Source organism: Ureibacillus endophyticus (genome assembly GCF_024159215.1).
Taxonomy (GTDB): domain Bacteria; phylum Bacillota; class Bacilli; order Bacillales_A; family Planococcaceae; genus Ureibacillus; species Ureibacillus endophyticus.
The window spans coordinates 3,574,799-3,598,804 of the sequence record NZ_JAMYWW010000001.1; the positions used below are offsets into that span (position 1 = coordinate 3,574,799).

The 24,006-nt window shown below is 34.2% G+C and carries 25 protein-coding genes; 8 read left to right on the top strand and 17 right to left on the bottom strand.

Annotation, left to right across the window (positions count from 1 at the left end; all coding sequences use genetic code 11):
• Positions 1–61: 61 nt before the first annotated feature.
• The 3 genes from NKR20_RS17735 to NKR20_RS17745 all read right to left on the bottom strand — a co-directional run bounded on the left by NKR20_RS17735 (position 62) and on the right by NKR20_RS17745 (position 1,462).
• Positions 62–526 (bottom strand): CtsR family transcriptional regulator, encoded by a 465-nt coding sequence (locus NKR20_RS17735; RefSeq protein WP_121214156.1) that lies wholly within the window; start codon positions 524–526, stop codon positions 62–64.
• A gap of 262 nt (positions 527–788) precedes the next feature.
• Positions 789–1,094: a DUF4870 domain-containing protein gene (locus NKR20_RS17740; RefSeq protein ID WP_121214155.1), complete on the bottom strand. Its 306-nt coding sequence runs from the start codon at positions 1,092–1,094 to the stop codon at positions 789–791.
• Between the two features lie 143 nt (positions 1,095–1,237).
• Positions 1,238–1,462 carry a hypothetical protein gene (locus NKR20_RS17745; RefSeq protein ID WP_121215256.1) on the bottom strand — a complete coding sequence of 75 codons (225 nt, stop codon included), beginning with the start codon at positions 1,460–1,462 and terminating at the stop codon, positions 1,238–1,240.
• A gap of 233 nt (positions 1,463–1,695) precedes the next feature.
• Here NKR20_RS17745 and NKR20_RS17750 point away from each other — a divergent pair, with 233 nt between their 5' ends.
• Positions 1,696–3,021 (top strand): methyl-accepting chemotaxis protein, encoded by a 1,326-nt coding sequence (locus tag NKR20_RS17750; RefSeq protein ID WP_419095291.1) that lies wholly within the window; start codon positions 1,696–1,698, stop codon positions 3,019–3,021.
• A 119-nt stretch (positions 3,022–3,140) separates the two neighbouring features.
• Here the strand turns inward: NKR20_RS17750 and NKR20_RS17755 are convergent, their stop codons facing one another.
• The 7 genes from NKR20_RS17755 to adh form a co-directional block, all read right to left on the bottom strand.
• Positions 3,141–3,647 carry an acyl-CoA thioesterase gene (locus NKR20_RS17755; protein WP_121215258.1) on the bottom strand — a complete coding sequence of 169 codons (507 nt, stop codon included), beginning with the start codon at positions 3,645–3,647 and terminating at the stop codon, positions 3,141–3,143.
• A 30-nt stretch (positions 3,648–3,677) separates the two neighbouring features.
• Entirely contained in the window at positions 3,678–5,105 is a 1,428-nt protein-coding gene (locus NKR20_RS17760; protein WP_121215259.1) for an aldehyde dehydrogenase family protein, read from the bottom strand.
• A 61-nt stretch (positions 5,106–5,166) separates the two neighbouring features.
• Positions 5,167–6,150, bottom strand: a complete 984-nt coding sequence (locus NKR20_RS17765; protein ID WP_170148452.1) for a DUF4003 family protein — start codon at positions 6,148–6,150, stop codon at positions 5,167–5,169.
• Between the two features lie 92 nt (positions 6,151–6,242).
• A complete protein-coding gene (locus NKR20_RS17770; RefSeq protein WP_253427915.1) occupies positions 6,243–6,848 on the bottom strand; it encodes a flavin reductase family protein in 606 nt (201 codons plus the stop codon).
• Positions 6,849–6,988: 140 nt separating this feature from the next.
• A complete protein-coding gene (locus NKR20_RS17775; protein WP_121215262.1) occupies positions 6,989–7,516 on the bottom strand; it encodes a YceI family protein in 528 nt (175 codons plus the stop codon).
• 198 nt (positions 7,517–7,714) lie between these two features.
• On the bottom strand, positions 7,715–8,071 hold the full coding sequence (locus tag NKR20_RS17780; RefSeq protein ID WP_121215263.1) for a DUF779 domain-containing protein: 357 nt from the start codon (positions 8,069–8,071) through the stop codon (positions 7,715–7,717).
• Positions 8,072–8,179: 108 nt separating this feature from the next.
• The gene (gene adh, locus NKR20_RS17785) at positions 8,180–9,700 is read right to left on the bottom strand and encodes an aldehyde dehydrogenase (protein ID WP_121215281.1); all 1,521 of its coding nucleotides are present in this window, start codon (positions 9,698–9,700) and stop codon (positions 8,180–8,182) included.
• Between the two features lie 310 nt (positions 9,701–10,010).
• On the opposite strand from adh, the gene rluF reads away from it, so the two are divergent.
• The 4 genes from rluF (at position 10,011) to NKR20_RS17805 (ending at position 12,936) form a co-directional block, all read left to right on the top strand.
• On the top strand, positions 10,011–10,718 hold the full coding sequence (rluF, locus tag NKR20_RS17790) for a 23S rRNA pseudouridine(2604) synthase RluF (protein ID WP_121215264.1): 708 nt from the start codon (positions 10,011–10,013) through the stop codon (positions 10,716–10,718).
• A 79-nt stretch (positions 10,719–10,797) separates the two neighbouring features.
• A complete protein-coding gene (locus tag NKR20_RS17795; RefSeq protein WP_121215265.1) occupies positions 10,798–11,517 on the top strand; it encodes a DUF6904 family protein in 720 nt (239 codons plus the stop codon).
• 226 nt (positions 11,518–11,743) lie between these two features.
• Entirely contained in the window at positions 11,744–12,064 is a 321-nt protein-coding gene (locus NKR20_RS17800) for a helix-turn-helix domain-containing protein (protein WP_121216062.1), read from the top strand.
• An 8-nt stretch (positions 12,065–12,072) separates the two neighbouring features.
• Entirely contained in the window at positions 12,073–12,936 is an 864-nt protein-coding gene (locus NKR20_RS17805; RefSeq protein WP_121216063.1) for an IS3 family transposase, read from the top strand.
• Positions 12,937–13,008: 72 nt separating this feature from the next.
• On the opposite strand, the gene NKR20_RS17810 is transcribed toward NKR20_RS17805, so the two are convergent.
• The 7 genes from NKR20_RS17810 to NKR20_RS17840 form a co-directional block, all read right to left on the bottom strand.
• Positions 13,009–13,716, bottom strand: a complete 708-nt coding sequence (locus tag NKR20_RS17810) for an ABC transporter ATP-binding protein (RefSeq protein ID WP_121215266.1) — start codon at positions 13,714–13,716, stop codon at positions 13,009–13,011.
• On the bottom strand, positions 13,716–14,492 hold the full coding sequence (locus NKR20_RS17815) for an ABC transporter ATP-binding protein (protein WP_121215267.1): 777 nt from the start codon (positions 14,490–14,492) through the stop codon (positions 13,716–13,718). The genes NKR20_RS17810 and NKR20_RS17815 overlap by 1 nt, the downstream gene beginning before the upstream one ends.
• A complete protein-coding gene (locus NKR20_RS17820; RefSeq protein WP_121215268.1) occupies positions 14,489–15,427 on the bottom strand; it encodes a branched-chain amino acid ABC transporter permease in 939 nt (312 codons plus the stop codon). Before NKR20_RS17820 ends, NKR20_RS17815 begins: the two co-directional genes overlap by 4 nt.
• A gap of 10 nt (positions 15,428–15,437) precedes the next feature.
• Complete coding sequence (locus NKR20_RS17825) at positions 15,438–16,313, bottom strand: branched-chain amino acid ABC transporter permease (RefSeq protein WP_121215269.1); 876 nt, start codon at positions 16,311–16,313, stop codon at positions 15,438–15,440.
• 159 nt (positions 16,314–16,472) lie between these two features.
• Positions 16,473–17,690, bottom strand: a complete 1,218-nt coding sequence (locus NKR20_RS17830) for an ABC transporter substrate-binding protein (RefSeq protein WP_121215270.1) — start codon at positions 17,688–17,690, stop codon at positions 16,473–16,475.
• A 460-nt stretch (positions 17,691–18,150) separates the two neighbouring features.
• The gene (locus tag NKR20_RS17835; RefSeq protein WP_253427916.1) at positions 18,151–18,852 is read right to left on the bottom strand and encodes a YdeI/OmpD-associated family protein; all 702 of its coding nucleotides are present in this window, start codon (positions 18,850–18,852) and stop codon (positions 18,151–18,153) included.
• Between the two features lie 81 nt (positions 18,853–18,933).
• The gene (locus NKR20_RS17840) at positions 18,934–20,145 is read right to left on the bottom strand and encodes an ATP-binding protein (protein WP_121215272.1); all 1,212 of its coding nucleotides are present in this window, start codon (positions 20,143–20,145) and stop codon (positions 18,934–18,936) included.
• 217 nt (positions 20,146–20,362) lie between these two features.
• Here NKR20_RS17840 and psiE point away from each other — a divergent pair, with 217 nt between their 5' ends.
• From psiE to NKR20_RS17855, 3 genes are all read left to right on the top strand, one after another.
• Positions 20,363–20,818 carry a phosphate-starvation-inducible protein PsiE gene (psiE, locus tag NKR20_RS17845; protein WP_121215273.1) on the top strand — a complete coding sequence of 152 codons (456 nt, stop codon included), beginning with the start codon at positions 20,363–20,365 and terminating at the stop codon, positions 20,816–20,818.
• 84 nt (positions 20,819–20,902) lie between these two features.
• The gene (locus tag NKR20_RS17850) at positions 20,903–22,180 is read left to right on the top strand and encodes a PLL family lectin (RefSeq protein WP_245987589.1); all 1,278 of its coding nucleotides are present in this window, start codon (positions 20,903–20,905) and stop codon (positions 22,178–22,180) included.
• Positions 22,181–22,453: 273 nt separating this feature from the next.
• Positions 22,454–23,983: an HD domain-containing phosphohydrolase gene (locus tag NKR20_RS17855; RefSeq protein ID WP_121215274.1), complete on the top strand. Its 1,530-nt coding sequence runs from the start codon at positions 22,454–22,456 to the stop codon at positions 23,981–23,983.
• Positions 23,984–24,006 lie beyond the last annotated feature (23 nt).

Below are 24,006 nucleotides of genomic sequence, written 5' to 3' on the forward strand. Positions count from 1 at the left end.
CACCTCTTTTTAAGATTATATTGTTTTTAAAACTTGAAGAGTCGAGAAGATTTAACTAACTTTACTTATCATATTTTAAAGTCGTTAACATTGCTTTTAGAATGTTCGACCTCAGTTCATCTCTCGCAGGCAAATGCAATCTAAGAGTTGACCTATCCACAGCAGCTAACATTAATTTTGCTTCCCGTTTCGTTATCACCTCTTCATCGATTAGCCGATAAATAATATCTTCAGCCATCGATTGAGTTGCACCTTTTTCAATTTGACTTATCATATCTTCAAGTAAATCGATTTTCGAATTCGTTTTTACACGTAATATCCGAATATAGCCACCGCCTCCGCGTTTACTTTCAACTAAATAACCTCGTTCAGCCGTAAATCTTGTATTAATGACATAATTTATTTGTGAAGGTACACATTGAAACTTATCTGCCAGTTCACTTCGTTTTATTTCAATAAGTCCTTGACCACCTAATTCGATAACTTGCTTTAAATACCCTTCAATGATGTCAGATATATTTCTCATTTTTATACCTCACCTCACTTAATACTGACTTTGACTATCTTTGACTATATTATATAAACAGGAAAACCAAAATGCAATCAAAACGCCCACTATAATTTTTAATTTTATTTGACGTTTCATAAAGTTTCTTTCCTTTATATATGTATATGAGAGGAATACAGGTATAAAAAAATCGACATGCTGTATTAACCAGCTATGTCGATGTAGTATTCCCCTATTTCGCTGTAAATAACCTATATTTGCTATGTTTTACCAAAAAAACTTATACCCATCGTCCAACAATTGGGTAATTCCAACTTGTTTCATTAAGAGCATTTACAATCCCAATGATTGGTACAACGATTGTCATAATACCAAAGATAATTAAGAATGGTATACCGATTAATACAAAGCTTAGTAGGGATGAAATAAAAATTAACACCCACATAACACCTTGGAATAGTAAAGCTTGAATAGAAATCCGTTTTACTTCTTCCTCAGAACTTAATAATAAAAATAAAATTGGTACTAACACCGGAGCAAAAAAAGCACTTGCATGTACAATTACTTTGGCCCATTTATTATCCATAACGCTTCAGCCTTTCGTCACTTTTTGTATAATACATATACGATTCACTTCTACTTTAGTTTCATTTGATACAAAAAAATTTTAAACATATTTTATTATTGTTATTTTAAAAAAAGCATGGATTCACACCATGCTTTAAAAATTTATTTATTCTTTTTATTCATATTAGGCTTTGGGTCTGGCGCTTCTTCATCATCATGTGGAAATAACCCATGTGCTAAAACCCCAGATAAAAGCGTAGCGCTAATAACAATTAAAACCCTGTGATTTGTCGGTACTTCCGTATGATATTTCGCTAACATAAATACAGCTGTAACCGCAACAATGACCATTGTCGGAATGATAAATTTAAGGCGTCGTTTCTCCATTTAACTCTTCCTTTACTATGTATATTGACCTCTTCGAACAGTATATTTAAACTACTCGTATTTTACATGGGAAATTAATAAATTACAAATCAAGCTATATTTAATTGTTTACATAATAGAGAAAAAGACATAAATAATAAAGAGAAATTGCCCATTTCGTGGAAATTTATAGTAGAATAGATTTAATATAAAAAAAATTAAAACTAATAAATTATAAAATATATTAGGATAGAATGGAGAATAATATGGTTATTTTCAAGAGCAGAGCACAAAAAAACCAAGTATCTAACTTCTTTCAAGTTGAAAAATACTTAAATGATGTACAACTTGACCTATCTCAATACCCAGATTTACTTAAACAAGTTGAGTTAATCCAGTTACGAAAAGAAGACTTAGCCATATTAAAACAATTGCAACCCCTTACAGAAGAGTTAATCCCATCTATGGTAACTCAATTTTATGATGCTATTTCTATAAGTAGTAACTTACTAGACATAATTAATCAAAATTCGAATATCGATCGCCTAAAAATAACGTTATCTAAACATCTATCTGATATTTTCGAAAGTAAGATTAATAACACATACATAGAAGGACGTAAAGCGATTGCAGCTGCCCATGTTCGAATTGGTTTAGAATCAAATATGTATTTAAGTTCATTCCAATCATTAATGACTACATTCATTAATTTTGTGAATGATCTAGATATTTCTAAAAATGATGCATGCAAAGCAATTAATGCCTTTTCAAAAATTATTAACTTTGAACAACAACTTGTAATTAAAGCTTACGAAGCAGAACAACAACGAATTCGTACGGAAGATTTACAAGTTAAACTCGATCTTGTCGCTACAATCCGCAATACAGCAAAGGAATTAAATGCAATTAGTGAAGAAACAACTGCTTCGCTATATGTAATTTCTCACCAATCTGAAAATATTTCTTCTGCTACAAAACAAGGGTTGGACTTCGTGGCAGATACTGAGGACAAATCGAACCTTGGTAAAAATCATTTAGAAACGCAAACGAACCTAATGAATGTTATATTGGAAAGCGTTAACTTATTGGAAAAATCCATGTCGAGTTTACGAGTATCCTCACAAAAGATTAGTGAAATTGTTGGCTTAGTAACAGGGATTGCAGATCAAACAAACCTTCTTGCACTAAATGCATCTATCGAAGCAGCACGTGCTGGTGAACATGGAAAAGGTTTTGCAGTTGTGGCCGAAGAGGTACGTAAACTTGCAGAGGAAACAAAAAGCGCTGTTCAAAACGTGTCTCATTTAATTCGTGAAACAGAAAACAACATTGAAAATATGACGACATCTGTTAATAATGTAGATGAACAAGTTCAGAAAAGCGTTCAAACGCAAAAAAGCTTAGAGGAATCCTTTAATTCCATCGCAAAAGCAGTATCAGGTATTAAAGAACAATATACAAATACATCAAAAGACGTGAATGAAATTTCCAACCTAATCAGTGAACTAACAGCTAGCGCTACATTAGTATCATCTTCATCGGATTCATTGCTAAACGTTGTACAGGAATTACAGGAATAAAATGTGATGGGGATGGCGCGTTTTTAAGCGTCCACTGCGTGAGTAATAATTGTTAAAAGATATTTATTAAGAGGTAAGGGGGCACCAAATATTTTTTGGTAACCCCCTTTTATTTTTCATTATCTTTCAGTATCTAGTAACTTTCTACGTTCCTTTGTATTGTCCCGCTTCGCTTTTCTTAACTTTTGACGGGCCCCACCAGTTTCAAAAAGTTTTCTCTCCCATTCTTCTTCTGGAAAGACGCCCGGTACCGGAATTGGTTTTCCATCTTCTCCGATTGCAACCATCGTTACAAAAGATTCTGTTGTTAATTTTCTTTCCCCTGTACGAAGGCTTCGAGTCATAACCCGTACATATATTTCCATAGATGTACGACCTGTAGAAGATACCATTGATTCTAATTCAAGAATATCTCCAGCATAGGCAGGTGAAACAAAATCTACAGAATCGAGCGATACGGTTACTACCTCTGATCTTGCATGTTTCATTGCAGTAATCGCTGCAATTTCATCAATATAAGCTAAAACCTTCCCCCCAAAAACCGACCCATGATGATTGGTATCGGGAGGTAGTATTAAATGTGTTTGATAAGAACGTGAATTACTCATTGGTAGTGCATTGCCCATTGTAGACCTCCATTTTGTATATCCCATTTGTTAGAAAGATGTTTTAATCGTAATGAATTTTAAATCAGTCATCTCTTCAATTGCATACTTAATACCTTCTCGACCATAGCCACTATTTTTTACGCCACCATAAGGCATGTTATCTATACGAAATGTTGGGACATCATTGATGACGATCGCTCCTGCCTCTAATTCATCAGCAGCTTTCATAGCATCCGTTAAAACATTTGTATATATCCCAGCATTTAATCCTAAATCAGAAGAGTTTACGAACGAGATAGCTTCATCCAAGTTTTTATAAGGCACAATCGATACAATCGGTGCAAAAGTTTCTTGGCAAACAATTTTCATGTCAGGTGAAACATGTGTCATGACTGTCGGTGCCATTGTTCGCTCTGTAAATTCAGCGCCTGTTGCCACAACCGCTCCCTGTTGTTTTGCTTCTTCTATCCATTCTTTAATTCGTTCAACTTCTTTTGGATGAATCATAGCACTCACATCAGTGGATGCATCTAATGGATCGCCTAACTTTAACTTCTTCGTCTCTTCTACAAAAGCATTTGTAAATTGTTCATAAATCGATTCATGAACATATACGCGCTGCAATGAAATACAGACTTGTCCAGCATACCCAAAAGCACCAGTAACACAACGAGGTATTACTTTTTCAATTGGGGTACTTGGCTCTACAATCACAGCGGCATTTGATCCAAGTTCTAAGGTAATTTTGCGTAAACCTACTTTTTCTTTTAATTTTAAACCAACTGCTCCGCTTCCCGTGAATGTTACTTTTTTAACTAATGGATGTGTAACTAAAATATCACTTAATTCACTACCAGAACCAGTTACAATTTGTAATGCACCATCTGGTAAACCCGCTTCTTTAAAAATTTCTGCCAACACAAGTGCACTTAAAGGAGTTTGTGTTGCAGGCTTTAATACAACCGTATTTCCGACCGCAAATGCTGGTCCTAATTTGTGAGCAACTAAGTTAAATGGAAAATTAAATGGTGTAATTGCCGATACAACACCAAGTGGAACCCGTTTTGTGTAGCCGATACGATCTTTTACTCCTGGTGCCGCATCCATTGGTACAGTTTCACCCATTGACTGTTTTGCTGCTTCTGCTGAAAATTGGTACGTGGCAATCGTTCTATCAACTTCTACTAATCCAACAGAAAGAGGTTTTCCTGCTTCCATTGCTAAGATTTTTGCAAAATCTTCTTTTCGGTTACGTATTAACTCTACTACTTTATATAAAATTTCTGCCCGTTCAAAAGCTGTTGTCTTTTTAAATGATTGAAAAGCTTCATGAGCTCCTTCTATCGCTTTCTCTACATCTTGAACAGAAGCCATAGCAACTTTTGCTATCTCTTCTCCTGAGTATGGTGAAGTTAATACATAACTATTTTTCGTTTCTACCCATTGTCCATCTATCCAAAGCTTTTTCTCTTCCATCGAATCACCTCTTCCTTATTATACTTCTTAGCCGATTAATTCAAAAATCTGGAACGCTTAGTTAGTTAAAGAAATCTGCTACTTCAGATATTCCCCCAGGTAATATACGACCAATTTCAACTAGCATTTCAGCTATATCAAGCAACTCCACTAATTGGGGTAAATTTGTTATTGGAGCAAGGTCAATGATTTCTTGTATCTCTATTGTATCTCTTATAATTTTCTGTATTGCTACAATTAACGCATAATACTTTGCCGTTTTAAATACTTTTAGTTCCAATAATTGATTATGTAACTGTATAACCTCATCAATTTTTGAAGCATTCGTAGCTGCCATTGCTAGAACCCCTATAAATGGGTAATGCATCTTTTTAACCTTAATACCCCTTTTTTCTAGTTCCTTTTTAAGTTGCAAAACATATTGCAATAATATTTCATTATATACCGAACTATATATAGTCATAATTTGCGCTAACGCTTGTAATTGATTACCCATAACAAATTTTTGTTTTCTTAACGCTTGATAATATTTATATATTGTTTGAGCCTGTGTGAGAGGGTCATTTTCGTTATTGGATGTTAAAAATACAATATAAGGTATATCACCATTTGTAGTTAATATCCGTTGATTCCGATTCATTTCCACATACATTTTTCTAGCACGTTCTGCATGCTGTTGTTGTTTATCTTCTTGAAGAAATAGCGCTCCAATCCCTCGAAACGGTGATTTCTTAAACTTAGCTTCTTTTAAGAATTGATCATTTATTATAATATCAGAAATTGTTTTTTCCATATTCCCTTCCACAATTAAGTGAGATGCAATACGATAGTTCACCGTTGAATACTTAGGAATAGAAAATGTCCCTTTTCCTGCATCCTCTAATTTTTCGCACACCTTTTGTAGTTGGACACCACTAAATTGTTTCTCTGCCAATGTATATTTACACGCTAAGGAAATTAAAAGTTTTAAATCACCACCACCCATGTAATTAAAAACCCGATTATAGTTTTGTTGAAATGCTTCTAAAAATTGCTCATTATTCAAGTCAACCACTCCTATAATTTTTGTACGAATCCACTTGGAAATAGTTTCAAAATTTAGTAAAAGCATTTCATTAAAATGAGTGGAAGTATTTATCACTTCGGTCTTTCTAACGTAATTATCTCTCCTATCGTAGCGTAATCTGAGCCTGCTAAACGACTAATCGCATTTAACCCTTTTGCATCAATCTTTCCATTATGATAAATGGAATCATCAATATGAAATTGCACAATTTCCCCAATAATGAAGTCTGTATTCGTTTTCTCTTCTCCAAGTTGAATGGCCTTTACTAATTTACATTCCATACGAATTTTTGATTCGACTATGCCTGGTACTGCTATTTTCTTACTAGATACAGGAGTCAATTTTGCTAATGCTATTTCACTTACTTCTGGTGGTAAAGTTGCTGCCGTTTCGTTCACCTTTTGTAAATTTTCTTCGTCGACAATATGTACAACAAACTCATGCTTATGGTAAATATTCCGGGCAGTATCCTTCATTTCACCTTGATTACGTTGAATCCCTAAGGAAATCATAGGTGGATTCGCTGAAACGATACTAAAGTAACTAAAAGGTGCTCCATTTAATACACCTTCTTCTGATTGTGTAGTGACAAATGCAATTGGTCTTGGAATAATTGAGCCAATCATCAATTTATAATTATCTCTTTCACTATTTAACTGAGGATCTATTGAAATCATCTACTTCATTCCCTTCATGTATGGTGTACATGCCATAATCTTGCTATCAATTGTGCACAAAATCAAAACAATTTACAACAATCGGTGATAAAGAAAAACGCAAGAGTGATGGATAAAATCATCATTCTTGCGTTTTATTTTTATGCAGCTGGGTTAACTTCTAGCTCTACTTTAATTTTAATATCTTTACCAACTAAAACGCCGCCTGTTTCTAGTGCTGCGTTCCATGTTAAGCCAAACTCTTCACGGTTGATTTTTGTTTCTGCCTCAAAACCGTAAACTTCAACTCCCCAAGGGTTTTTCCCTTTCCCACCATATTCAACGTCAAACGTTACTGGCTTTGTTACATCTTTGATTGTTAAGTCACCAGTTACTTTATAGTCATCACCTGATTTTTCAATGTTTGTCGATTTGAATGTGATTGTTGGGTATTTCTCAACATCGAAGAAATCAGCAGATTTTAAGTGATTATCACGGTCTTCTGAACGTGTATTAATGCTTGCTACATCAAAAGAGAATGAGATTTGAGCAGTTGTAAGATCTGCTAAATCTTCTGCATCAATATCTGCAGTATAAGAACCAAAATCCCCTTTTACCTTTGAAACCATCATATGTTTTACTTCAAAACCAACTTGCGAATGTGATTGGTCAATAATCCACTTAGCCATTCATAATCTCCCCCAATTAATTTATTTAGAATTCGAGATATTATTTTAAAAAATAAATAATTAGAATCGATTATTATTTCGAAACTAATTATCTTTAATTCAAGGTAAATTTATCATACATTTAAGTACATTGTCAATAATACAATTTATAATTTTTTAAAAAAAATATGCACTCCATAAAAGGAATGCATATCTTTATTATTTACTTAATAGCGCCAATTCTTCAGATGTAAAGGCACGAGATCTCGTTAAAAATCGTTTCCCTTCCACACCTTCCAATGAAAACATCCCTCCACGACCATCAACCACATCGATAATCAATTGTGTATGCTTCCAATAGTCAAACTGGCTTTTATGCATATAAAACTTAGCTCCACCTATTTCACCAAGAAGGACATCTGCATCCCCAATAATTAAATCACCGACTGGGTAGCACATTGGTGATGAACCATCACAACATCCTCCTGATTGATGAAACATAATAGGACCATGTTTTTCTGTTAACTTGTCGATAAGGGCAAGTGCAGCATCAGTCGCGGTTACCCTTTCTACCATAAGATCCCCCCTTTGTGACGTTTAGTAAAAAGGTAAAACATATTTCAGGATCTTACTCTAATACGTTAACAATTTACTAATGCAGTATAGTAGTTTAAATCTTCCTTATTAGAAGAATCCTAATTTATTAGGGCTATAACTTACTAGTAAGTTCTTTGTTTGTTGATAGTGATTTAACATCATTAAGTGTGTTTCACGACCAACACCTGACATTTTGTATCCACCAAATGCTGCGTGTGCAGGATAAGCGTGATAACAGTTTGTCCAAACACGTCCTGCTTCAATAGCACGGCCAAAACGATATGCAGTGTTCATATCACGTGTCCAAACACCTGCACCTAAGCCGTATAATGTATCATTCGCAATTTCTAATGCTTCTTCTTTAGTTTTGAATGTTGTTACTGCAACAACAGGTCCAAAGATTTCTTCTTGGAAAATGCGCATTTTGTTGTTACCTTTAAATACAGTTGGTTTAATATAGTATCCATCTTTAAGGTCGCCTTCTAATTGGTTACGTTCTCCACCAATTAAGCATTCAGCACCTTCTTGTTTACCAATATCTAAATAAGATAAAATTTTCTCCATTTGTTCAGATGATGCTTGAGCACCCATCATAACAGTAGGATCTAATGGATTACCTGTTTTAATTGCTTCAACGCGTTTTAATGCGCGCTCCATAAACTTCTCATAAATAGATTCTTGTATTAATGCACGAGAAGGACAAGTACATACTTCACCTTGGTTTAATGCAAATAATACGAATCCTTCAATTGCTTTATCTAAGAACTCATCATCTTCTTCAAAGATATCTTCAAAGAAAATGTTTGGTGACTTACCACCAAGTTCTAATGTTACAGGAATAATGTTTTGAGATGCATATTGCATAATTAATCGGCCAGTTGTAGTCTCACCAGTGAACGCAATTTTGCCGATGCGTGGGCTTGAAGCAAGTGGTTTACCAGCTTCTAAACCAAAACCGTTAACAATATTTAAAACACCTGGTGGTAATAAATCTTCAATTAACTCTGCTAAAACTAGTATAGATGCAGGTGTTTGTTCTGCAGGTTTTAACACTACACAGTTTCCTGCAGCTAAAGCTGGTGCTAACTTCCAGCAAGCCATTAACAATGGGAAATTCCAAGGGATAATTTGTCCAACTACTCCAATAGGTTCATGGAAATGATATGCTACAGTATCTTCATCAATTTGGCTTATGCCACCTTCTTGAGCACGAATTGCGCCCGCAAAGTAACGGAAATGGTCAATAGCAAGAGGTAGGTCTGCATTTAATGTCTCACGAACTGCTTTACCATTTTCCCATGATTCAGCAACTGCTAACATTTCTAAGTTTTCTTCCATACGATCAGCAATTTTATTTAAAATATTTGCTCTCTCTGCTACAGAAGTTTTACCCCAAGCTTCTTTTGCTGCATGAGCTGCATCTAGAGCAAGCTCAATATCTTCAGCAGTAGAGCGTGCAACTTTCGTATACACTTTTCCAGTAACTGGTGTGATATTGTCAAAATACTCTCCATTAACTGGTGCTGTCCATTGTCCCCCGATAAAGTTATCATACTTTTCTTTGAAGTTTACAACTGCTCCTTCTGTGTTTGGAAATGCATAAGCCATTGTTAATACTGACATGTAAAATTCTCCCCTTTTCACCTATTAATCTCTACAAATACCTTTTAGCACTCACTTCCCCTAGCTATGAAAAGGTATTTGTATACTATATGTTCTTAATTTATCAAACATTCCAAAAAATTGAAATAGTATTTTCTTTTGTATAACGTTTTTTTCTACAAAATGTATCTATTTTACTATAAAATGTTATTAACTATTTAGTCTTATGTATTTCAAAGTAGTACGATGTCTACAATAGTAAAGTTAGAAATTCTAGGGTATTGTATACTAAAAATAAACAGCATTAGGAGTTTTTATGAGAATTAATAAATATTTAAGCGAAACTGGCATCGTATCTCGTAGAGGGGCAGATAAATGGATTGAAGAAGGACGCATTACAATAAACGGTGAACTGGCGACTGTTGGGAGTCAAGTAAATGAAGGTGATGTTGTTTGTGTAGATGGCAAGCCTGTGAAAAAAGAAGAAGAACTTGTCTATATTGCATTAAATAAACCCGTTGGCATTACGAGTACAACTGAAAAGCACATTAAAGGAAATGTCGTTGATTTTGTCGGTCACTCTAAACGAATCTTTCATATTGGTCGATTAGATAAAGATTCAGAAGGTTTATTGCTTCTTACAAACGACGGCGATATTGTGAATGAAATTTTACGTGCAGAAAACCACCATGAAAAAGAGTATATCGTACAAGTAGACAAGCCAATAACTGATCAATTCTTAAAAAAGATGGCCAGTGGGGTTAAGATTTTAGATACTGTTACTCTTCCTTGTAAAGTCGAAAAAGTATCATCACAAGTATTTAAAATTATTTTAGAACAGGGATTAAATCGTCAAATTCGACGGATGTGTTCAGCACTTGGTTATACCGTAAAACGACTACAACGAATCCGCATTATGAATATTCATCTTGGTAATTTAAAAGTTGGGCAGTGGCGTGATTTAACAGATAAAGAAAAGAATGATCTATTTAAATTATTAAACTATACGCCTAAGAAAGGGTAAAATGCATAATTTAATGGAAACGACAAGCAGTCATCTATGCTTGTGTTTCCAAACTTATATATGCAAAGGAGTTGGAAAAATGTTATCAATCGAGTGTACAGAACAGCATACAGGTGCACGAATTAGCGGGGATTATTGGGATTTAGATGAGCTAGTCAGTGCAGTTTACGTTGTCATAGGAGATGAAAACCGCTATTACGATTACCATGGAGCAAGGCAAAGAATTTTAAATGTTTGCTATAATTTAAGAAAAGCAATACAAGGTGAAAAAAATATAGAACTCATCTCAAATGGTGTTCATCGCGAAATGTTAAAACGTCATAATATGATTGCTCCAGAAAAAAATGTTTATTTCAGTGTTGAAATATTATGGCCTGAATTGATTTTTACAGCACTAGCCTTAGACGATTTTATTAAATTACATAATGAAATGATAGACGATTCTTTGTGGAATATACATATTGGCATTATACGAAAATTCCAAGGAAATGTATTAGATTGTTTAAAATACCAACTTTCTGATGAGCACAACACAGTTATCTCACAACTGATACAAAATCGAACATTAAACTATTTCCGCTATGCAACACAATATGTAGATTTATTAAATTTGGAATATATCAATCTATCAATAGAGGAAAGAAAAGAACATTTAGCTGCATATGCAATCCGATTAATGATTGAGGATGAGGCTTATGTTATCTTAAAAGAAGAAATTCTAGCAACTGCAAGCGTTACAAAAAATGAAATACACGAACTTCCCCTATCAATGAAATATCCTGAGCATATAGATTGGTAGGAAAAAATAAGATAACAAAAAAGAAGTTGTCTGAAAAGTCATTTTGAGACAGCTCATTTGTGACGAGGATGGTGACAACCACCGCAGGAACAATAATTCATAAGAGTTATTTATCAAGAAAGAATAGAGGTGTCCGAAAAATTATGATATTATCCCCTTTAAGTAGACAATGTAAAAAAGGCTACGGTAATCTGTAGCTAACAGTCTATTTAGAGGGGATTTTTCTATGTCCAGAAAAAACAATACTTATTCAAATGATTTCAAATTACAAGTTGTTTTATCTTACTTAAATAGTGAAGATAGCTATGTAACAACTGCAAAAAAGTTTAACCTCCGAAGTAAAACTCAGGTGGAAAGATGGGTTCAAAAATATAAAGAAGTAGGTTCGATTGAAGCTTTTAACCGCCTACCTTCTTCAGGATCTGGCGCAAAAGGTGTGAAGAATCCCTTAAAAGGAAAACGTGTTCACTTTAATAGTGTAGAAGAAGAACGTGATTACTATAAAGCTCAGGTTGAATATTTAAAAAAGCAGTATCCAAATCTGTAAATGGAGGAATGCCAACTTATCCAGATCGTTATCAAATTATAGAGGAAATGAAAGATCGCTATCCTATTACGTGGCTGACTGAAATGGCAAAAGTAGAACGTTCAGGCTATTATAAGTGGATTAAAAACGGTAAGACATCATCCCGTAAACAAGCTGATATCGTGTTAAAGGAACACATTTTATCGATTCATCAGAAATATAAAATGTATGGTTATCCACGCATGAAAATTGCTTTACGGGAGAAAGGATTCCATGTGAATCATAAGAAAGTTTATCGATTAATGTGTGAACTCGGCATTCACTCGATTATCCGTAAAAAGCGTCGTGTATGGAAAAATCAGATGTCACGTGTATTTGATAATGTACTAAAGCGCCAATTTAACGAGCGAACAGAAAATGAAGTATTCGTCACTGATATCACATATTTACCAACGAAAAGTGGATTCCTCTACTTATCGGCTGTGCAAGATTTATATAACAACGAAATTGTCGCTTGGAAGATTAGCGAACGTAACGATTTAGAATTAGTGATGGATACGCTACAGGAATTGACGGCAAAAAGAAATGTGTATCGAAGCATTATTCACTCAGATCAAGGCTTCCAATACACATCCATTAAATATCATCAGACAGTTGAACAACTTGGCATGATTGGTAGTCATTCTCGCAAGGGAAACTGCCATGATAACGCATGTATCGAGTCATTCTTCTCGCACTTTAAAAGTGAGTGTTTGTATTTATTACATGATCATTCAGCAGATGAAGTGAGACAGGCTGTGGAGGAATACATTTACTTTTATAACTACCAACGCTTCCAAAAACGACTCAACCACCTGGCACCGATAGAATATCGACACCAGATGGCTGCTTAGTCTCTTTTAAAGCTGTCTACTTGACTGGGGTAAGTCCATTATTACTTTTTGGACACCTCCTTTTTATTATTACTATAATCCTCCAAGATAAGCTGCTTTAACTTGTTCACTTTCCTGAAGCTCTTTCGCTGTTCCAGACAATACAATCTTACCTGTTTCTAAAACATATGCACGGTCTGCGATTGACAATGCCATATTTGCATTTTGCTCAACAAGTAACACAGTTGTACCTTGACTATTAACCATTTTGATAATCTCAAAAATCTTTTTAACGACAAGCGGCGCTAACCCCATTGATGGTTCATCCATTAGTAAAAGCTTTGGTTGTGCCATTAAAGCTCGACCCATTGCTAACATTTGTTGTTCCCCACCAGATAAAGTACCCGATAACTGTTTTCGACGTTCATCTAAAATTGGGAATAGTTCATATACATGATCCATATCTTTTTTAATGCCATCTCGATCATTTCTCAAATAGGCACCTAATTCCAAGTTTTCTTCAACGGACATATTAGAGAACACACGACGTCCTTCTGGAACATGGGAAATACCACTTTTCACAATTGATTGAGCGGGCTTTCCAGCAATTTGCTGCGTCAAATACATGATATTACCATGTTTTGGTTTTAAAAGACCTGATAACGTTTTTAATAAAGTTGATTTACCTGCACCGTTTGCACCAATTAGTGTAACAATCTCACCTTCATTTACTTCTAAGGAGATATCTTTCAATGCATGAATATTTCCATAAAATACGTCTATGTTGTTTACTTTTAGCATTAATCAATAACCTCCTCACCAAGGTAAGCTTCAATAACTTTAGGATTATTACGAATTTCTTCTGGCGTTCCGTCCGCAATTAATTGACCATGGTCTAGTACATAAATACGTTCGCAAATACCCATTACCAAATGCATATCATGTTCAATTAAAAGAATGGTTAAATTAAATTCTTTTCGAATAAATGCAATCAATTCCATTAAATCACGTGTTTCCTGTGGGTTCATCCCTGCTGCTGGCTCATCCAGTAGCAATAGTTGTGGATTTGCCGCAAGCGCACGAGCAATCTCTAATCGACGTTGCATCCCATACGGTAAATTTTTTGCAAGCTCATCTTTATAAACATCTAAACCAAAGATTTTTAAAAAATCGATTGATTCCTTTTCCATTTTTGCTTCCCCAGAAAAATGGCTCGGTAAACGAAGGATAGATGAAAGTAAAGAATGCTTAGCAAGATTATGGTTCGCTACTTTTACATTATCAAGCACCGATAAATCTTTAAATAGGCGAATGTTTTGGAAAGTACGACTAATACCAAGTTTACTAACTTGATAGGGTTTTAGACCATTTAGCTTTTTCCCATCAAAGGTAATAGCACCTTCTGTAGGTTGATATACACCTGTAAGCATGTTGAATGTCGTTGTTTTACCAGCACCATTCGGACCAATTAGTCCAATTAATTCACCTTTATTTAAATACATATTTACATTTTGAACAGCTTTTAAGCCGCCAAATTGAATACCCATATTTTCTGTTTTAATAAGAAGGTTACTCATACTTTAGAACCTCCCTTTTTTCCAAACTTGAATAATGATGTAATTTCTTTCGTACCCATTAAACCTGTCGGACGATAAAGCATTACGATAATTAATACTACTGAATAAATAATCATACGTGTTTCTGGGAAGTTTGCTAAGTATGCTGATACTAATGTTAAGAAAATAGCAGCAATTACCGAACCTGATAAACTTCCTAAACCACCAAGAACTACATAGATTAAAATATCAAAGGATTTTAAGAAATTGAATGTTGTTGGTTGAATGATGAAAAAGTTGTGTGCATAAATTGCTCCTGCAACACCTGCAAAGAAAGACCCAATTGTAAAGGCAACAACTTTATAATAAGTAGTATTAATCCCCATGGCATCTGCAGCAATTTCATCTTCACGAATTGAAATACATCCACGACCGTGTCGAGAGTTCGTAAAGTTGGCAATAACCAAAATTGTAATTACTACTCCAACAAATGCATATGTCCAAGTTGTCAGGTTAGTTACTACCATACCAGCAGCACCACCAACATACTCAACATTTAAGAACATAATACGAATAATTTCAGCGAATCCTAATGTAGCTATCGCTAAATAGTCGCCTTTAAGTCGTAACGTTGGAATTCCAACAAGTAATCCTGCTAAAGCTGAAATTACAGCTCCTAAAATAATCGCTACAATTAACGGTAAGCCTAATTTCATCGTTGCGATTGCACTTATATACGCACCAACCGCCATAAATCCAGCATGACCAATTGAAAATTGACCAGTAATACCGATTACGATATGTAAACTTACGGCAAGCATAATGTTAATACACATCTGAATTAAAATATTTTGATAATATAAATCTAGCATTCCGCCTGAGATCATGCCCTGTACGACTGCATAGATTACTAGTGCTAAAACGAGGAATCCCCAAAAGGCTTTAGACTTTTTCATGCAATGTCACCTACACTTTCTCACGGGCGTTTTTACCGAATATACCCGATGGTTTCAAGATTAAGATTAAAATTAAAATAACAAAGGCTGCTGCATCGCGCCATAACGAATAACCTATAGCACTTACAATTGTTTCAACTACACCTAAAACTAAACCGCCGACCATAGCACCAGGAATACTTCCAATACCTCCTAGTACTGCTGCAACGAATGCTTTTAGCCCTGGTAGTACACCCATTAATGGATCAATTCTTGTATAGTAAATACCAAAAATAACACCTGCTGCACCAGCTAGAGCTGATCCAATTGCGAATGTTGCAGAAATTGTATTATCTACATTAATACCCATTAGTCGAGCTGCATCTGCATCATGAGATACCGCACGCATCGCTTTACCGATTTTTGTTTTATGAACAATAAATTGTAATAAAATCATAAGAACAATTGTTACTGCTAGAATCATAATAGACTGCGTACTAATACTTGCTCCTAAAATTGAAATCGATTTATTCGCCAATACTTCAGGATAAGCTTCAGGTGATGCTCCTCTGAAGAAAATCACAGTATACTCGATTAATAAAGATACTCCAATCGCAGTAATTAATGCTGCAATACGAGTCGCATTTCGTAACCGTTTATAAGCAACTCGTTCAATAATAACCCCGATGATTGCGCAAAGTAACATCGAAATAATTAACGCTGGGATAAATCCTAAATCCCATCGTGCAATGGCATAGAATCCTATAAAGGCACCAAGCATAAATACATCACCATGGGCAAAGTTGATTAACTTGATAATCCCATATACCATTGTATATCCTAGTGCAATCAATGCATAAATACTCCCTAGTGATATACCATTCACTAGTTGTTGCAACCATTCCATAAGGCCTCACTCCTTTAACTACTTATTCCTTAATAATTACATCATTTAGTACTAAAGATTCTATTTAACTTAAACTATTGTAAAAAAATGATAAAAGTAAACTGTAAAAAGGGAGGCCTCAAGCCCCCCTTGTTTGTTCAAATACGAATAATACGTATTTTACGGATTAACTTTAGAGTTGAACTTTTGATTGCCGTCTACATATTCTAGAACTGTTGCAGATTTAACTGGGTTGTGTTTTTCGTCAACTGAGAAAGTACCTGTAATTAAGCTTAAGTCTGTTGTTTCAGCTAAAGCTTTTTGAATCGCTTCACCATCTGTTGAACCCGCGCGTTTGATTGCATCAGCAATGAAGTAAACTGTATCATAACCAAGTGCGTGGAATGCATTTGGTGCTTCGTTGAATTTACCTTGGAATGCTTCAACAAATCCTTGGATTGTTTTATCAGGATCTTGAGATGAATAGTGGTTTGTAATGAATGTGTTGTTTAATGCATCTTTACCAGCAAGTTCAACTAAAGTTGGAGAGTCCCAACCATCTGCACCCATTAAAGGTACATCAATACCTAATTCACGAGCTTGCTTAACGATTAAACCAACTTCTTCATAGTAACCAGGGATAAAGATAAATTCTGGGTTTTTAGATTTTAAATTTGTTAATGTTGACTTGAAGTCCACATCTTTTGCTACATAAGCTTCTTCAGCTACAACTTTTCCACCGTTAGCTTCAATTTGTTGTTTAAATGATGCTGCTAAACCTTTTGCATAGTCAGAAGAGTTGTCCGCATAGATTGCTACGTTTTTCGCACCAAGTTCAGTTGCGAAGTTAGCAGCTACAATACCTTGGAATGGGTCAATGAAACATGTACGGAATACATAATCATTGATTGAACCATCTTCGTTTTCTGTTACGTTTGGCGCAGTACCAGAAGCAGTAACAGTTGGAATTTTATATTGGTTTGCAATTTGAGCAGTTGCAATTACGTTACCTGATGTTGCAGGAGCAATCATAGCAGTAACTTTATCTTGAGTAGCTAGTTTAATAGCTGCGTTTGTTGCTTCTGAGTTTTCTGATTTATTATCAACTTTTACAAGTTCGATTTGTTTACCATCAATTCCACCAGCAGCGTTAATTTCTTCAACTGCAAGCTCTGCACCTTTTCCAATAGAAGAACCATAAGATGCAACCGAACCAGAAAGTTCTAAGTTAGCTCCGATTTTAATAACTTCACTAGAATCGCCATCAGAGGATGAGCTTCCGCCACTTGATGATGTTTTTTCTTCTTCGCTTGAGCTACAACCTGCTAAAGCACCTACGATTAATGATGATGCTAAAAATACTGATGCGAATCTCTTTAAAGTCTTTTTTTCTGTCATTTGGATTTCCCCCCGCATAGATGTTAGTAAGATTATTGATATTTCTGATAATTATAGCTAATAGAATAGAATCCAGCAATAGTTAATCGAAATATTCTGAATGATTTAAATATTGCTAAGTCCTGTTTTCTGACTATTTGACTTTACGATTGTAAACCATTCTATCTATTTCGTCTAGTATAATTTTTAGTAAATTTAGATTGTTTTTTAAAAACTAAATATTATGCGTTAACAAAACTGTAACATTATTCTGATAATTAATGGTGGTGACCACACTTACAATTATTCTTGTATAAGAGAAAAACCTATCATTCGATTGATAGGTTTTTACTAGATTATGAATATAGCCGAACTTCCAAAAGAAAACACATTTAGGATGCGCACTAAGCATCTTATTGTTTGCCCCCATCAAAAAAATACTAGAAATTAATTTAATACAATAAAGTGGCTGCTTCTAAAATTATTTTTTCCCTTTCTTAAATAAGTCTCTCGTTTTATATCCTTCCGACAAAATCTTTTTCATTTCTTCTTGTCGTTTTTTCCTCGTAGAATCTTGTTTTGCACTAAAAATATATCGAGCCCAATCCTTTTTGTACCCCGGAGTTAATGATTGATAAAAGGTTAACAAATCTGGGGTATCTATTAAAATCTGTTCTATTTCCGGAATATATTCTATATAATCATCTACACTTTGACTCGCTTTTCTGGATGCTTTATTTTTCGATTTTGCATCTTCTTTTAAGCCAACTACCGTAAATACGTCATCTAAACCAACCATTCTTGAAAATTTAATAGTACTATTACCGACATACCCATCCTGATCTGCACCTAATCCTTCTAGCAATTCATCGCGGTGAATATAGGTTTGATACACTTTATTTCCTTTTTTGGGATAGGCAAAATATACGTAGCCTTGTGCATTTAAATAATTTCCTTCTATAATTTTACTTACACGACTTTGTAAGCTTTTCATATCGAATACAAAGGAAAATATTAAGTCATATTTCTTTGTTTCTAGTTCTGTGTCATAATCTGATAACTCATCAAAGTAAAGAATGTCTTCTGGAACATCTAATAATGCAACTTCTTTATATTTCTTCAATTTTAACTTCTCTACAATTGTACTTGTATTTTTACTAACTCCCAATTTCAAGTTAATCATTCACCGTTATATGCTTTTTTCCAGTTGTTCAACATTCATTTTCTTCCGTTGTAACAACACTTTCATTTTTATGACAAGGTGCTAGTGATAATAAGGAAGTTTGATTGTAACAGTTGTCCCTTTGCCAACAGCACTTTCATAATGTATGGAGCCATTATTATTTACAACAATTTGGTTACAAATCATTATCCCAAGGCCAGTTCCCTTTGATTTCAATGAATAAAAAGGAGTACCAATTGACTCTAATTCTTGAGATGACATGCCTTTTCCATAATCGGTTACTGTAATAATCACATCTTCATCCCGTTTAACTGCTCTTACTACAATTGAATCTCCACTATACGATGCTTCTATAGCGTTTTTAATAATATTAACGAGAACTTGATGCAACTCCATTTTATTCATATTAATTGTACAATCATTTTCTATATCTATTTCAATTTTATTTTTTGTCGATAACCCATAAGATTGAAGCAGTTCTGCTACATTATCAATTACTGTTTGTACATTAATTTTCTCAGCAACTCTATTAGTTGACGGCTTTGATAAGGATAACAAATCAGTTACTACTTGTTCTGCAGTTTCTAGTTCTTCTATTAATAGTCTAAATTTTTGTTTATTCCCAGAATCACTAGCTGCGTCTTGATCATAAATTTGCAAATATCCTTTCACTACAGTTAGTGGATTTCTAATTTCATGGGCAACAGCAGCAGCCAATTCTCCTGCCGTTTTTAACCGCTCATTGTGTTTCATTTGCTCATAAAGCATTTGTTGCCTTTTTATTCGTTCAGAAGTTAAATGGAAAATAAACGCAAGAATGATTTGACTAATAATTAAATTAATACAGTTTCCTATTAAATCATTAGTTAAATAAGGATACATCGCCTCTAAACTTTCAAATTTTATATATGCGACAGATATTGAAAGCAATAATGTATTAAGGATAATAGAAAAATAAAATAGCAAAGTATCAAAAAATAATATTGAAATTGCAGGGATAAAACAGATTAATAATATTGTCGATCCAGTATCCGGATATAAAAAGAAAAGTAAATAAAGTAACGCAAAGGATATAAGAACAATACTGAATCGTATATGACGTGTATTAAATTTAGGATAAATTAATAAACATACAGATAGAATTATCACTAGGGCAACATGTATTAAAAAGCCAACATCACCTAATCCAATACGTGGGTTAAATACACTTAAACCCATCACCATAATAAAAATCGTTATACTTACCGTAATGTAATAGCGACTCGGACTACTTTCATATAGTATCTTTTCCATAGGAACTCCTTTAATTAGTATTAAATTCCCCTTCTCCGCAATAATTTTATACTTAATTTTCCATCGTTTATAGCCTTATTGAGATTAATTATGTTAATTTTTCTTAAAAAGAGCATGAATTTTTCATTATTCTTATGAATTATTCATAAATATAATCATGTTGATAGTTTTCTAAAATAGCAAAAACCCTACTTAGGGTGAGAGGAGGAAATTAATTATGAAGAAATGGAACTGGGACAATGCGAGGCAATATTTTTCAAAAACGTTACAATGGTTTTTAAACAGTTGTTTAATTATTTTGGCTGTCATTCTATCAATTCTACTTATAAAAGAAATAGTTAAATTTTTTGAAATCCTCCTTATATCAGGGACTGATTATAAAGTCTTCTTAGCAAATATTCTTTTATTCTTTTTATATTTTGAGTTCATTACAATGATTGTGAAATACTTTAAAGAAGACTATCATTTCCCATTACGTTACTTCATCTACATTGGTATTACTGCAATGGTTAGACTTATCATTGTAGAACATGATCATCCAAAAGATACACTCATTTATTCCATTGTGATTTTAATCCTCATTATTAGTTACTTTATTATTAATATTACTCCATTAGAAAGACCCAAGACTTCGTTAATTTTCCGTAAACACACCCAATCAAATAAGTCTTAGTAAAAAGGAATCAAACTCTCCTTTCTGATAGTCCCACTTTAACATGTGGTGCATACACTATCATAGAAATGGAGGAATGTATAAGTGTACTGGTATAATGGCTATCCATATTTTGCTCAACAAGTCCCTATGCACCCTACACCTCAACAATATCCGCAATATATTGCACAACAACAAAGACAACCACAACGACAACAACAACCATCTCGACAATCTGAAAAGCCAAGTGTTCAAGAAATTATGCAAACAATTCGAACACAACATAGTAATCTTTATACACAATTAGAGCAGGCAGGGGTAAATAGACAGCTAGCTGAGACTTTTATTTTTTTAATCGTGAACTTTACTCGAAATGAAGCAAATATAAATCAATCTGCAAGTGAGATTTATGAACAATTTCAAAGAGAAACACCTTGGTTCAATATCCTTATTCGCCAACTGAATTTCCCACTTAACACGATTGACCGTATACTAACAAGATTAATTGAAATAACAGTTAATATTCTCCGAGGACAACAACCAAGTCCAGGACCAACTCCTACACCAGGAGGTCGATGGTCTGACTGGGAGAACCTTGGAGGAACAATTGTTGGCGCACCTACAGTTTCCTCTTGGCAACCGAATCGTCTAGATGTTTTTGCAAGAGGTACGGATAATGCCCTTTACCACATTTGGTGGGACGGTAGTAGATGGAGTAATTGGGAGAACCTTGGCGGCGTTTTAACATCTTCCCCTGGTGCAGTATCTTGGGGGCCAAATCGTATTGATGTGTTTGTGCGAGGTACAGACAATGCACTGTATCATAAATGGTGGGATGGAACACGTTGGAATGACTGGGAAAACCTTGGCGGTGTTTTAACTAGTGGTCCTGCAGCATCCTCTCGCCGAACAAATCAGTTAGATGTTTTCGTAAGAGGATCAAACAACCGATTATACAAAAGAACTTGGAACGGATCTCGTTGGGAAAATTGGGAAGATCTTGGTGGAAACTTAAATTCAGAACCAGCAGCAATCTCATGGGGGCCAAATCGTATTGATGTATTTGCTCGTGGACAAAACAATGATTTGATTCACAAATGGTGGAATGGCTCAACGTGGTCTGATTGGGAATCCCTTGGTGGAACATTAACAAGTAGCCCAACCGTATCATCAAAACGTGCAAATCACCTTGATGTATTCGTAAGAGGTACTGGTAACCGACTTTACAAACGTACTTGGAACGGTACTCGTTGGGATAGTTGGGAATCCCTTGGTGGTAACTTAACAAGTGCTCCTGCAAGTGTATCTTGGGGACCTAATCGTACAGACGTATTTGCTCGAGGACAAAATGGTAATTTAATTCATACGTATCAAGGTAGATAAAGATGTTTAAAGCTAGGCCATTGGTATTCTCTCTATACTAAGCCTAGCTTTATTAATATTACTCTACTTAAGTAAATCTTTCTTTACCATCTCCACATTTCATTCATAAACAACATGATAATTTTGAAATTTCTTATTACATATGACATGGTTTCTGTTAAAATTTTTTATAAAAAGTAAAATTTCTTCTTAAAAAAATAATGCGTTAAGATTATATATTTACCTATTTTTTCTAAATCGAGGTTTATTCCTTTATTTTGGCGGAGGTTCCTGATGTACAGAAAGTTGCAAAAAGACAACGATCAAAGCTTGTTTCAAAACGGAAGTGATAATAAAAATAGAAACCATATAGATAGTTGGAAAATTTTAATTGTAGATGCTACTCAACAAATGCACGACCAAACAAAAAACACACTTAAGGATGTCATGTTTGAACAGAAACCTGTTACATTTTTGCATGTATATTCTGCAAAAGAGGCTGAACAGCTTTTGTCTAAATACGATGATATTGCCATCATAATTCTAAGTGCAGAATTAGAAACAAAAGATGGTAGCGTCCATTTAGTAGATTACTTACGTAAAGATTTACAAAATAATAGAACAAGAATTTTCTTATTGATTGATCAACCAGACCAATTGCCAATAAATGAAGTAATTATTTCCCAAGATATCAATGAATGTATAGAGAAAAAAGAACTTACTTCACAAAAGCTTTTTACTTCCGTTATTTTTATGTTACGTTCCTATCGAGATCTGTTCACAGTAGAAGATAGTAAAAATAGGTTAGAAGATGTTATTACTGCTACATCAAAAATTATACGAGATACTTCGAAACATCAATTAGTAAATAACATCATGCTACAATTTACATCCATCCTCAATCTATCTGATTCATCCAAAATTGGCGGTGTTTTTCTACAAAGAACAAATGAAGATTCATCTATACTAATTCACAATGGAATTTTTGATAATATACTAATTAACGACCTATTCAATAGTTTCACTAGGGAAGTTTTAGATAGCATTAATAATTTGCAAAGTTTTATTGGCAACGATTCATTCTTACTCTATCTAGGGACTGTATTTAATCGCCATTATTTCATTTATTTTTATACAGGTAGAACATTATCAGATTGGGATAAGAGAATGGTTGAAATATTTTCTTCTCAAACTTCAGCAACGTTTAAAAATGTTTGTCTTGTTGAAGAAATCGATAATACTCAACGCGAGATTATTTATACATTAGGTGAAATTGGAGAAATGCGCTCAAAAGAAACTGGTAACCATGTTAAACGGGTAGCTGAGTTCTCTAAACTGTTAGCTCTAAAGTACGGCCTTTCAGAAGAAGAATCGGAAATTATACAACTTGCTTCCCCTATGCATGATCTTGGAAAAGTCGGGATTAGTGATGCCATTATGAACAAACCCGATAAGCTCACAAAAGAAGAATACGAAATAATGAAAAGTCATGCTCAAATTGGATACGATATATTGAAAAACTCAGAGCGTCCTATATTAAAAGCAGGTGCGATTATTGCCCATCAACACCATGAAAGATATGATGGAACTGGTTATCCAAGGGGCTTAAAACAGAAAGAAATTCATTTGTATGGTCGAATTACCGCAATTGTTGATGTTTTTGATGCATTAATTAGTGACCGTGTTTATAAAAAAGGATGGAAGATGGATAAAATCATTAAATATTTTCAAGAGCAACGTGGAAAACATTTCGATCCTGAACTTACAGATATTTTCCTATCTAATATAGAAGAATTTATTAAAATTAATAATGAAATTAAATAGTTATTTAATTCTAAAAGCTTAAG